At 47.0% G+C, this 12,967-nt stretch carries 9 protein-coding genes; 1 reads left to right on the top strand and 8 read right to left on the bottom strand.

Features of this window, described 5'->3' with window-relative positions; all coding sequences use genetic code 11:
* Positions 1-665 precede the first annotated feature (665 nt).
* The 7 genes from AB4Z30_RS19775 to AB4Z30_RS19745 form a co-directional block, all read right to left on the bottom strand.
* Entirely contained in the window at positions 666-1,220 is a 555-nt protein-coding gene (locus tag AB4Z30_RS19775) for a GNAT family N-acetyltransferase (RefSeq protein ID WP_441929199.1), read from the bottom strand.
* Between the two features lie 189 nt (positions 1,221-1,409).
* Positions 1,410-3,017, bottom strand: coding sequence for a response regulator (locus AB4Z30_RS19770; RefSeq protein ID WP_441929198.1), 1,608 nt, complete (start codon positions 3,015-3,017; stop codon positions 1,410-1,412).
* Complete coding sequence (locus AB4Z30_RS19765) at positions 3,014-4,906, bottom strand: cache domain-containing sensor histidine kinase (protein ID WP_441929197.1); 1,893 nt, start codon at positions 4,904-4,906, stop codon at positions 3,014-3,016. Before AB4Z30_RS19765 ends, AB4Z30_RS19770 begins: the two co-directional genes overlap by 4 nt.
* A gap of 27 nt (positions 4,907-4,933) precedes the next feature.
* Positions 4,934-5,782 (bottom strand): carbohydrate ABC transporter permease, encoded by an 849-nt coding sequence (locus AB4Z30_RS19760; protein ID WP_441929196.1) that lies wholly within the window; start codon positions 5,780-5,782, stop codon positions 4,934-4,936.
* Positions 5,779-6,729, bottom strand: coding sequence for a carbohydrate ABC transporter permease (locus tag AB4Z30_RS19755; protein ID WP_434748426.1), 951 nt, complete (start codon positions 6,727-6,729; stop codon positions 5,779-5,781). The genes AB4Z30_RS19760 and AB4Z30_RS19755 overlap by 4 nt, the downstream gene beginning before the upstream one ends.
* 134 nt (positions 6,730-6,863) lie before the next feature.
* A complete protein-coding gene (locus tag AB4Z30_RS19750) occupies positions 6,864-8,195 on the bottom strand; it encodes an ABC transporter substrate-binding protein (RefSeq protein ID WP_441929195.1) in 1,332 nt (443 codons plus the stop codon).
* A 222-nt stretch (positions 8,196-8,417) separates the two neighbouring features.
* Positions 8,418-10,736: a glycoside hydrolase family 88/105 protein gene (locus AB4Z30_RS19745; protein WP_441929194.1), complete on the bottom strand. Its 2,319-nt coding sequence runs from the start codon at positions 10,734-10,736 to the stop codon at positions 8,418-8,420.
* Positions 10,737-11,097: 361 nt separating this feature from the next.
* On the opposite strand from AB4Z30_RS19745, the gene AB4Z30_RS19740 reads away from it, so the two are divergent.
* A complete protein-coding gene (locus tag AB4Z30_RS19740; RefSeq protein WP_441929193.1) occupies positions 11,098-11,925 on the top strand; it encodes a methyl-accepting chemotaxis protein in 828 nt (275 codons plus the stop codon).
* 198 nt (positions 11,926-12,123) lie between these two features.
* Here the strand turns inward: AB4Z30_RS19740 and AB4Z30_RS19735 are convergent, their stop codons facing one another.
* Complete coding sequence (locus AB4Z30_RS19735) at positions 12,124-12,948, bottom strand: endonuclease/exonuclease/phosphatase family protein (protein WP_441929192.1); 825 nt, start codon at positions 12,946-12,948, stop codon at positions 12,124-12,126.
* Positions 12,949-12,967 lie beyond the last annotated feature (19 nt).

Genomic DNA, 12,967 nt, shown 5'->3' with positions numbered 1-12,967 from the left:
GATAAGCTCATTTTGAATCTGACGAGATTAAAAATCTCAATTGTGTTCCAGTTTTCATACAGCCGGATGGCATGTACCAAAACCTTCACGTTCATTCTGCAAGCAGAATGTTTCACTCACTCGTTGTTCAGTTTTCAAAGATCAAACTTATTTAGTCACCGTCACTCATTCGCTTCAGCAACTTTTATATCATAACATTTCCGAACCAACTTTGCAAGCTCTTTTTTTAAGTTTCTTTCGAAGCTTGTTTTCATTTGCTTGCCGCACCGTGTAAACTGTGTTTTCTTGGCCGGATTTAGAATATATCATAACCTACAACCCTTTGACAACTTGTAAAAAATCCCAACTAATATTCTTCTATTAGATAAATAATATATATCAACTCCAACAATCTTGTATAACGACTATTGAAGCTCCGCCTTGTGCTGTCTTCTTTTCATACCTTACTACTCCACTTACACATCAATTACACCTGCGAAAGACTTACCGTTTAAATCCATCCAAGTAATCCGAATAGAATAGACAAGCCATTGTTTACTTAATGATTATCCTCTAGCCTATACTCATCACACAACCCTCTCATCCATTATTATAGATAAAACTATCCATGGTAGCATGTACTTCGTTTATTCTAATCTCCAAACAACCGCACTTACTTCCCCATCCTATCTAACTCTATCGGCAAATCTGCCCATCACAACGGTATCGTAATACTGCCCGTCAGCATGTCTTCTATCCCTTTTTAGAACACCTTCTTTTTCAAAACCGTTCGCCTCATACAATCGTATTGCCTTATCATTCGTTGCAAGTACCTTTAATGCTACCTTTTCGATCCCGTTTTCGTCTGCCCATTGCAATGACATTTTCAGTAGCTCTCCGCCTATACCATATCCCCAGAAAGACTGGGCTACACATACACCGAACTCTACCTGATGTGAGAAACGCTTCAATTCTGAACCGGCACACCTGCAGTACCCGACAATATTACCTGATGCCACAGCAACCAGAAACAGATTGTTACGCTTTTCTGAGTCCATGCGAATGAGCTCTTTGAAACCCGCAGCATCAATGTAAGCCTCTCCTGCTTCACGATCCATGTTTTCCGTTTCCCCATCCAGGCGCACACGAAGTGAGCATAAGGTATCCGCATCCTTTTCCTCAGCTGAACGAATGATATACTGCATCCCTTTGAGTTCATATTCCCGCACATTAATAATCATCTCGATTTAATCATACCCTTCACTCCATAGTAAAATTAATATGTGATCCGTTTCGCTTAGAACGTACTCCAAGCCCTCCTTGCTGACCTCTACTTAAATACACCTCTCTCTCTCCATCCATATTATTTACTTGATTCACTGTGGCTCAAAATTCAATCATCACTTTGCATATCAAGCAAAACTTCTATCTTAATCGACTTCAGACGGACTTTTCCCCGTCACCATCTTGAACACCTGACTAAAATACGTCGCATTGCGGAATCCCGTCATCTCACTAACTTCATACACCATATAATGTCCTGACTGCAAAAGCTCAAGCGCCCGCTGTATGCGATATCCATTAAGGTAACTTACAAAATTCTCCCCGGTCACTCTTTTGAACAACTGGCTTAAATACTTGGGGTGCACAAAAAGGCCTTTTGCGATAGCCTCGAAGCTGATCTCCTCTGCATAATGTTCCTCTACATATTGTTTCACTTGTGCGATGAGTTTGTTGCTTTTCTTCTCCCCCATCTCTTTACGGATCTGCTCCAACCATCCCTTAATGACGCCATCCATCCAGTTTATCAGATCATGCAAAGCATACTTCGACTGTATTTCGCGCAGGAAGTCGCTCATCGTGAGAGGCGGTGTCAGCATCGGATGTTGCTTTTTCCAGCTATGCATCATCGTATCAAACAAACTGACAGCAACCACCTGCGCATCCTGAATGCTTGCACAGTTCCCTTCTTGCAGCGTTTGGAAAAGTTGAAGCCAGACCTCCTCCGCCAGATTAATCCGCAGGTCAGCCCACGCCTCATCCCACTGATGAAGCAGTAAAGAATAATCCGTCGCACTCCGCTCCGCCGCTTCCGGCATCTCCACATGATAAATACGGTTCCCGCCCTGAAACTCTGCTCGCTCTACCGCTTCTCTACTCTCCAGATAAGAATCGATGACCTCACAGGCATGATGTTTCACCCGGCCTATGCCAGCACTAACCTCAATTTTCAAATACGTAAAGATCTGATCCATGATCTGACTCACCAATGCTTGCAATTCTTCAAAGTAATCCTCTTCTCCGAGCATAACCAGCACAAATAGTTGATCGGAGTAATCCACAACCTCCACCTGGCAACCCGCCATCCGAGCAGCCCGTTCCTTCACAGTCTCCTGAATGATATCTGCCGCCCCATATCGCAAAAGCTGCCAGTCCCGCTCTTTCATTCGTGTCATAAAACCCGGACGATTCAGTTGCAAACTGACGACACGAACCTGAGCGTACATATGAAATCCGATATATTCCATCCGAGCTTCAGGTAATTCATCTGCCCGATAACGTGTGGTCAGCAGCTCATGAAGAAACTGTTTACGCAGATAAGGGAGCACGCGCCCTGCTTCTTGTTTGTATGTCCGCTCCAGCCGCTCATGCCGCTCTCGCACATCTTGTTCCAGCAGCACCTCTCGCAGCACAGACTCAATCTCCTCCACCTCCGCCGGCTTGAGCAAAAAATGATTCACGCCCCAGCGCATAGCTGCTCTGGCGTTCTCGAACTCGTCATATCCACTAAGGATGATAATCGGCAGATGGGGATAGTCACGCCGCAGCTCCTGCGTGACTTCAAGTCCGGTCATGCCCGGCAAATACACATCGGTCATGACAAGATCCGGATGCACGCGGTGGAACAGCTCAAGTGCTTCCACCCCGTTTGCCGCTGTACCAGTAATACTCAGGCCCAAGGAGGGCCAGTTGATATGCTCGGTCAGCGCTTTAATAATATGCGGGTCGTCATCGACAAGCATAATGGTTTTCATCATTTTTCACCGTCCAGCCACAGATTTAATTGCCCTTCGGTCTCAATGCGCGGTAGTGTAATCTCCACTTCGACACCGCCTGAACTTCCATTACGTAGTTGCACGCCATACCTTTGTCCACAATACAACTGAATGCGTTGATGTACATTACGAACACCGATGCCTCGTGCATCCTCCATGCTCCAACCCTCTGGCAAACCTTGTCCATTATCCGTGATTCGTATCGTGATGTCAGCAACAGAACCTTCCGCCGGGGAAATACATACTTGGATACGCAACGTTCCTTCCGATGGATGCCCATGCATCACGGCATTTTCAATAAAGGGTTGCAAGATGATCTTGGGAATGTGACACCCACGTATACGTGGATCGATACGCTCCTCATATTGAATGGAGAATGGCAAGCGTTCAGATTGAATACTGACGTAACAACGGGCATGCTCTAATTCATCCCTTACACGGATAAACAACCTGCCCCCACTCAGCCCGATCCGCAGCAGCTTGCTCAATTGCACAATCATACGACTGATATCCTTCGCTTCATAATCAAGTGCACGCCAGTGAATCATATCAAGCGTATTGTACAGGAAGTGAGGTTTGATCTGAGCTTCAAGCAAGCTGGTTTGTGCTTCCCGTTTCGCTCGACTCTCTTCCTTGACCTGCTCCATCAGCGTCGTAAGCTGTGAAGCCATATGGTTAAACCCATATGCCAGATGGGCGTACTCCTCTGTAAACGACAGTTTTACACGAGTATCGAAGTCCCCTTTTTCAAGCTGTCTCATTCGTTTGATCAGTTGGCGCAGAGGCCGAATAATCTGCCGTACAAACAAATATGCAAGCACAGCCGAGCATAGAAGCCCAAGCACAGCGATACCAAGGATCTGCCACCCTGCTTGGCGAACTGGGGATAACAAGGTATATACAGGAATCGTTTGTACAAGACGCCACTGAAGCATGGCAGGTCTGGAATACAGCACCAATTGGGCTCCACCCGGTTGACCCGATACTACTTCGAATCCATCTTCTTCAGGACTTGCATGCTCTTGAATCCAGGCACTATCTATAATAGAAGAAGATGAGGTAATACTGTCCATCGCCCCTTTAGCTGTAATTGCCTGTTCCCCAGGGAGCGCTTGATCTTCTTGATGATCAGACCGGGTTACAATTCCCCCTGACGGTTCAGCTTTTCCCATCTGCATCACTACGTTGCCAGCGGTATCAACCAGCAGCACATTTCCATCCAGCACCATCGGTACATCGGCGAACCTGCGTACGATATCAGCTCTGCTTAGACGAATGAGCACATAAGCGACCGTCCCACCCCGGCTGTCATAGATTCGCTGAGCATATCCAACTAAGGATTGTCCCGATTCATTCTCACGAAGCGGAACCCAGGCTGCATCGGCCTTCTCCAGTGCGGCAAACCATGAATCATTGGATATAACATCTACAGGGAAAATACGATCAGCCATCGTCACCGTTACTTCATTAAAAGCATCCGTATACAGCTCAATCGAGGTAATCCCATCACTCACCACCATGGTATGATCCAGAATTCGTGAAACCTCTCTCCGCTGATGTATCTGTGCCAGCCTACCCGTTTTAGATGTATCCAGCAAGTTAGACAACTCCCTGTTGCTTGCGAGTCCATAGGCCGTGCCCGTTACCCCTGTAATAAAATCAAAGCCCCGCCTAGTGCTCTCATTCAAGAGAGCAAGACGTGCTTTGCTGATTTCGGTAAATGTGACCGCAGAGAAAGATTGATAGGCAAGCCAAACAATGATTGAGACGAGCAACAGATTAAACGCAATAAAGCAAGTCACCATCAATGTGGAGAGCTTGCTTTGTTGCAGCTTTTGATGAATATAGGCAGACCATCTTGTTTTTCGCATACGGAATCAACTCGTTTCGTCTTGGAATTACCCTTTGAGCCCAGAGGTCGCGATTCCTTCCACGAAGTACTTCTGACACACGATAAATACGATAAAACATGGCACAAGGGATAAAACAGACATGGCAAACATCGGACCCCAATCGGACTGTGAGCTCGAATCCAGGAACAGGCGCAGCCCCAGCGGAACGGTATACTTGCTCACATCGCTCAGGTAGATCAACTGACTGAAGAAATCATCCCATGTCCACAAGAACGTAAAGATCATTGTCGTTACAAGTGCCGGAAAAGCGAGCGGGATAATGATTTTGGTATAGATTCTCACCGGACCACATCCGTCAATGGTCGCTGCTTCATCCAGTTCTCGAGGCAAGCCCCGGAAAAACTGTACCATCAGGAAGATGAAAAACGCATCAGTCGCGAGCCATTTCGGCACAATCAGCGGCAAGTACGTATTCACCCACTCCAGCTGATTAAAGAGAATATACTGAGGGATTAGCGTAACGTGGTGTGGCAGCATAATCGTCATCAGCATTAGCCCGAAGCAGATGGCCTTGAAGCGAAAGTTCAACCGGGCGAAGGCATAGGCCGCCATTGAACAGGAGATCACATTGCCCAGCACGGCTCCCAGCGACAGGACGATGGAGTTGGTCAGAAATTTGGAAAAGGCATTCCCTTGAGCACCGGACCAGCCCGTCACGTAATTTTGCCAATTCCATTCCTTTGGCCAGAACCAGGTTTCCGTAAAAATCATATGCCCCGGTTTGAAAGAGCTACCCAGCATCCATAGAACAGGATAGAGCATAAGAAGAGCGATGCCTGAAATCAGTACATGTTTGGTGACAATCCATGCTACGGAGTTACGTTGTCCAATCATGATTTTCCACCATCCTCATAGTGTACCCACAACTTGCTGCTGCGGAATACGAGCAATGTAAATACGCCGATCAGGATTACCAGCACCCACGCCATGGCAGAAGCATAACCCATCTGGAAGAAGGAGAACCCTTTTTTGTACAGATAGAGAGAGTACATCAATGTGGAATTCACCGGACCCCCGCTGCCGTTACTGATAATGAAGGCCTGTGTGAACGATTGAAAGGACGTAATCAGCTGCATAACTAAGTTAAAGAAGATGACAGGTGACAGGATCGGCAACGTGATATAGAAAAATCTCCGCATCGGACCCGCACCATCTACCGCAGAAGCTTCATCATACTCCGGTGGAATCTGTTTGAGTCCTGCCAGGAATATGATCATGGATGAGCCGAACTGCCATACAGACAACAGAACAATGGAATACAGTGCGTACTTCGGATTTGCCACCCAGTCCGGTGCTTTAATACCTACCATCGCAAGTACGCTGTTGAGCAATCCGTCACCGCCCAACATTTTGCGCCACAACATTGCGATAGCTACGCTGCCTCCCAGCAATGTCGGGATATAGTACACCGTGCGGTATATGCCAAGTCCGCGAATACCTTTGTTGAGTAACATCGCGACAAACAGGGCAAAAATCAGTTTGAGCGGAACGGACACAGCAACATAGGTAAATGTCACCTGAAGCGACTTGGTGAACAGCTTGTCGGACGTAAACATGGTGACGTAGTTATTCAGACCAACCCAGTTCGGGGCGGCCAGTATACTGTAGTCGGTAAAGGAAATGTATAACGAAGCAAGCATTGGACCTAGGGTCAGAAATACTAATCCGACAAGCCAAGGGGCGAGAAAGAGCAGAGCGGCTCCATTATGGGCGTATCGACGTTTCACACGCCGGGCGGCTACTTTCTCGATTCTGGCTTGACTGACCTGTGATGTCGTCATTTTCGCAACCTCCCCGCAGTATTTGAAGTTCATCGGAACGAGAGTGCCAGTTGTATCTGTAGGTATATCTTCAAGATATATCTACAGATACAGCTGCAGGTAAAACTCGTCTATTGCTACAAGCTCTACTCTCTTTACTGGCTTGATCCAAGCGTTGCTTTGGCCCCTTCAATAAACTGGGCAATGATGTCTGTCATGCTGCCTTGACCAAAAGCGATCTGCTCACTTGTACTTTTGAAACTCGTGTCCACTTCAGAAAATCCTTGCGGGTATGGCGGGCTAATCTCACTGGAATGTTTCGATACCGTATCAATGAATTGGAAAATAACTTTCTCTGCATCGGACAGTTTCGGTTGCATCTGCTCACGAATACTTGCATTGACAGGCACACCGCGCTCTGATCCTAGAATCGCTGTCGCTTCAGGGTCATTCACCATAAAGTCAATGAACATGGCTACTTCTTTTGGATGTTTCGATTTGGCATAACCGGATAGGAACTGGCCTGGCTTCAGATACTCACCAATTCGTTTTTCGTTCACACCATGTGGCAACACTTGAATGCCAAGCTTATGATCCTGGTTTTTGTTCACTTGTTGGAACGTAAGCAGTTGGTTGGACCACGCAAAGTCCATAGCCGCTGTACCCAAAGAAATAGGTCTGGTTTCGAGTGCATTTGTTGTGGAAGCAGCGACTTCCGCAGATGTGGCTCCTCTGTTCTCACGTAGCGCAGCCCACATCTCAAACCACTCTTTCAATTGGTCACTTGTCGCTGTCATAGTGCCATCCTCAAACAAACCTTTGCCGGACTGGCGTACAAATACCTCAAACATATTCGTAGCACCGGAAATATCAGCCGAACCGTAGAATCCGTCCCCCTTCGCTGCAGCAATCTTGGCTGCAGTCGCTGAGAAGTCATCCCATGTCCAGCTTTCCTTCGGCTCTTCAATGCCGAGCTGCTGGAATAATGTTGCATCGTAGATGACACCTGGCGCATTCACCCCAAGGGTGATGGCATATAATTTATCGTCGATCGATCCGGCTGTAATCATGCTCTTGTCGTGGTCCTTGATCCGCAGCTCTTTATCTGCATACGGCGTCAGGTCAAGCAAAGCACCACGCCGTGCAAAGTCCGTCAGGAACGCATAGTCCATCTGGATGATATCCGGAGCGTTCGAGCCAGCAACCTGAGTCGTAAGTTTATCAAAATATCCATCCCAGCCCGAATATTCAGCTTTAATCGTAATGCCTGGATGTTTCTCTTCAAACAGTTTGATCACTTTGGTTGTCAGATCATGTCTAGTCTGTGATCCCCACCAGGTCATGCGCAGTTCAATTTTGTCAGAAGCACTGCCTTGGCCTGAATCACCGGAAGATGCCGGCGTACTTGAGGTTCCTCCAGAACAGGCTGTAGCGAATAATAACAGGGACAGGCAGAACAGGGTTACCCACTTTTTGTTGATGATCATGAATGAATTTCCTCCCCTTTTTGCATATATGAAATCGCTTACAAAACTATTGTAATCGCCTGTCTCTGTACATGACATAAACAAAAGTAAGCTATCCTGTCAAAAAAGTAAGGGGTTCATTGGAAAGAAAAACCACCGGAAACCACATTCCCGGTGGCGCTTATTCCTTCATTATGAACATGGCTACAAAATGAAGCAGGTAGGAAGCTGGTACAACTAGTTCTATCCCGAGTGCACAGCAGACGCTGTAGACTTCGCCGTGCGTTCCGACAAATGCCTTTCCATCTTAGCTACCTCTGTGCCTGCCAGCATCATGATACCAATGCCATGGTTGTCATTGGTTACCGTACGTAAGTCTTGATCATAGTATTCAGCCGTGAATGCATATCTCGATCCACTGCAGACGCCATGCACATTGCCTTGACGATCAATGGCTTTGCTGACCAGTCCCTTCCATGCTCGCTGAGCCGCTGTAACATATGCAGCAGGGTCTTTGAACCAGCCAAACCGTACTCCGCGAGCAAAACCGTAGGCAAACATGGCTGTACAGGAAGCTTCCAGATACGTTTCCGAATGATTCAACACTTGGTGCCAGAGTCCGCTCTCACTTTGCAGTGCCGCATAGCCCTCACACAGCTCGTTGAAAAATGCGATTAAAGCAGGACGTTCCGCATGGTCTTCCGGCAATGCCTCCAGCACTTCCGTCAAGGAGAACAGCGTCCACCCATTACCACGCCCCCAAGGAATCTGCGTTGCCTGTTCATATTTGAAGTCATACACATGAGACATGATCTTGTACTCAGGCATAAACAAATATTTGCGATACAGCGAGAACTGTTTTGCCGCTTCATCAAGCGCTTCTGACTTTCCTGTCACACGGGCATACCGCACAAGGAACGGTGTGCTCATGTATAGATCATCTGCCCACATCGTATTCTCGGCATATTCACCTGCACATGTGCGATAGAATGCTCCATCCGCCCGGCGTTCCAATCGGGAAAGCATGAAGTCCGCGATTCGTTCAGCAATCGGCAGGTAGGTTGGTTCCTTGCATTCGGTATAAGACTCCAGCATCGCTGAGCCAAAGGAACCGCAGTTGTCCAGCATTTTCAACATAATCAATTGCTGGTTAATAGCCGGGAACCCATACTGTTCACGATCCCAGAGAGAATACTCATACATCTGTGTACAAGCCTGCACATGTTCAGCCGCATAACGCGTAATATCTGGTCTTTGCATATATCGTCCTGCCTGGAGCAGACCATAGACTGTGACACCCAGCGGGTAGTCCCAACGTCCATAGTTGGTTACACTACCCACGGTCCATTTATTGCTCAGCATCGCATTTTCATAATAAGGTCGGATGAACGCGTCCGGCCGATCCAGTCGCCAGTATGTCCGCTCCGCTCCCGTAGCATTGCTGCTCGCCTCTGCACCCTTCTGACCGGCACTTGTCTTGTAAACGCGATCCATACGCATCAGGTCTGCCAGCTCTGGTTCAGCGCCGGATTCGAAAGGCCCTGCATAGAACCAACATTCCTCCAGTGCTCCCTGTACTCGCTGTGGAAGCTCCAATGGAAGTGACTCCGCGCCAACAGATGCCTTCAGGTCGAACCCCCAAGAATTAGCGTCAGCCTGACATTCACTTCGAACCAAAAGATCATTCCGGCCAAAGGAAGCCGCCACCTCTACTTCAAACGGCCCTGCTTGTTTCACTTCCGCAACCAATTTACCGCCAAGCCAGATATCTAGTGGACCAGAAGATTGTCCAGACAAACGAACAGGACGTCCAGATGCATCACGGTTGTTCAGGTGAGTCCACGCATAAGCATGTCTGCCCGGAAGCAACCCATAGATTCGTTCCAGAGCCGATTTATTCTGTTGGGAAGCAGACCAGTGAACTTCGGGTAGCCAATTCAAGCCACTCTCCCCTTGACCTGCGAGCAAGTTCGGTTGTTTTTGCCCGTTTGACGAGGATACAGGTTCAGAGAAGACCCAACCCGCTTGTCCCGAACGCTCCTGAAAAGGAGCAAGTACATTCAGAATACGCACTTTCCCTTCATCGGAACCGAACTGACATCCGAATCCGGCGGGGGTATTTTTCATCTCCAGCCATACCGTATTCCAGCCAGGTTGGATGTCGATTCCAAGCTTTACTGTGGCGTCCGGCGTAATCTCATCGATTACAGTAGAACGGTAGATCATCTCGTTGTTAAAATAAAAACGCACCGGGCCATAACAACGAACGAGCACATCCAGATTGCGGTTCTCGTCACCCCAGACCAGAGCTGCAGCATAGGAGATATGATCCTTCGGTGCATTTGGAAAGCGTTTACCAAGGTTCAGATCATAAAGCCCTTTATCATTTTGCAAAATTCCGGATTGCTGAAACGCCCGATACACAAAATCGGCCTGTGCATTGGCACCAATATATCTCTCAGCGAGCACCTTCAATACCTGCTCCTGATTTTCTCCGAATCGATAATACATGCTCTGCGGTTCACTGAAATACGTTGTCATCGAATGCCACATTCCTCTCATGTTGGAGTACTTCTCAATCTTATAAAAGCCCATGCCTGTTTACAGGACGTTATTCACCTATTTTTATGATAAAGATATAGCGCTTAACCTCAGTAAGGATACCCCTTTGTGAGGAGAACATCTGCACCCCTTTTACCATTCATACCGATTAATAATCCTAGTATAACTGACATAGACCATGGTGGCTACAGATTTTTGTTTACGCTTACACTATAGTCTGGATTTATTACTTAACCTTCCGGATAATAAGGCGAAATATAGAACTAAAGCAAGTCATGGTTTAAACAAACACAAAAAATAACCGATATATACTTGGTAGTTCAATAATAACCCATACTATTTTGGAAAGGACAGATTTATATTGAATACCTTGGAATCACTGGTTAATGCAATGCCGTTTGTCCGTCAAATGTTCCGTGATGATATCTCTATATCCATTAATGATCATGAGAAAGTACTCTATTTCTCCGAAGCCCAAAGTCTGGAGATCGGTGTAAAGGTTGGGGATGAACTACATGAGGATTACAAGCATTTCAAAATGCTGGCGAATAAAGAATCCCGCACGATCGTACGTATGCCTGGCGATCTTCAGGGAAGACCGTTTGATTCCATTCTGATTCCCGTGAAGGAAAACGGACAAGTCGTCGGTATCCTTGGAGTCAACTATGCACTCAATAATCATCTAACACTGGAAACGTTGATCAACGAAAATGAAACAACCATTAATGCCCTTGTTGGCGGCATCCAACAAATTGCAGCCCATTCGGAGCAGTTGTCGGCAACCTCGGAAGAAATTTTGCGAAATTCCCAAAAGGCTTCCGAAAACTCGATTAACGTCACTAAAGTCACCAACGTGATCCGCGAAGTCTCGGAGCAAACAAACCTGCTCGGCTTGAACGCGATGATTGAGGCCGCTCGGGTTGGCGAGCAAGGAGCCGGATTCGGCATCGTAGCTAGTGAAGTCCGCAAACTCTCCGATCATACGAAACAAGCTGCATCGGATATTGAGACCTCTCTGGGCAGTGTACAGAATTCAATGAAACATATGGAGCAAGAGATTGGCCAGATTTCGACAGCAACGGGGGATCAAGCCAAGCTTGTGACTGAGTTTATGCAGAGTATTGAACAACTGACCGAGACCAGTGCAAATCTGAAAAAGTTTGTACAGCAAATGCTGGCACTTGAGTAAACTTGAGTAATTTAACATTTTACCTTAGCTATCACGAATTACATAAGAAATGAGTTTTTTCATAACATACCAAGAGCCTCCACTGTCATTCCCTGTTCGGGAAATGAGTGGAGGCTTTCGTCTGCTTGATCGAATCTCACATTCTGGCGTACACCAGAAAGAGTAGGTGAACGCGAAAGCATAAACTCGTAAAATCGTTTATATCTCTACCGCAACACCGAAGTGATCGGATACAACAGGGCCATTTTTACCATTTAACACAACGCTCGAGGTTTGCGCCTGGACAGGACGATTCGAGAAAATATAATCAATCCTTAGCGGTTGTTCATTATTCGCCCAGCCAGCAATCGCTTTGACAACAGTAGCCCCGTCGTCTTTTTGCTTGGCTGTCGTGTACAGATCATTCCAGCCATGCTCCATCATGTAATCGTAGCCTTGTCCACGAATCTCCGCGACATTGTTGAAGTCACCCATCAGATACAACGGTTGATCCATATAAGGTGCAAGCACAAGCTCGGTCAAATCCCATTGCCCCTTAAAAGGTTCCTGTGCATCATCCCACCAGTTATAATGTCCATTCACAAACCATGTTGATGTGGACTCACCTTGCAGCTTGGTCTCGATTCCAACGATTTTGCGTGTTCGATAGTTGTTATAATCCCGCAGGTGGGACACATACTCGCTGAACGAACGCGTAATCGGTGTCCGACTTAGAACCGCCAGCCCCTCATCGTATGTACGAAACCCGATATGTGTCGGAATCCAGGTCCAGTAATACGTGTCGCTTAACTGCTGCAGCAGGACATGAGCGTAGTTATCTTTTTTGATCGTCACATCCGCTTCGGTTGCTGTATACGTCTGCAATTCCTCTTGGGTCAGCGCCGTTTCTTGAATCGGCTGGTTCACCTCTTGCATCGATATGATATCAAATTGATGTGTATTGATAAAATCAGCCAGCTGACTGATCTTGGTCCGTTGATTTTCTTCCGCCCAGGCATGGACATTTAATGTAAGGATTTTCATCTCTATGCTCTCTCCTGTT

Source organism: Paenibacillus sp. 2TAF8 (assembly GCF_052114825.1).
GTDB lineage: Bacteria > Bacillota > Bacilli > Paenibacillales > Paenibacillaceae > Paenibacillus.
The sequence above is the reverse complement of the archived record's forward strand: the minus strand, read 5'-3'. Positions and strand labels throughout refer to the sequence as shown.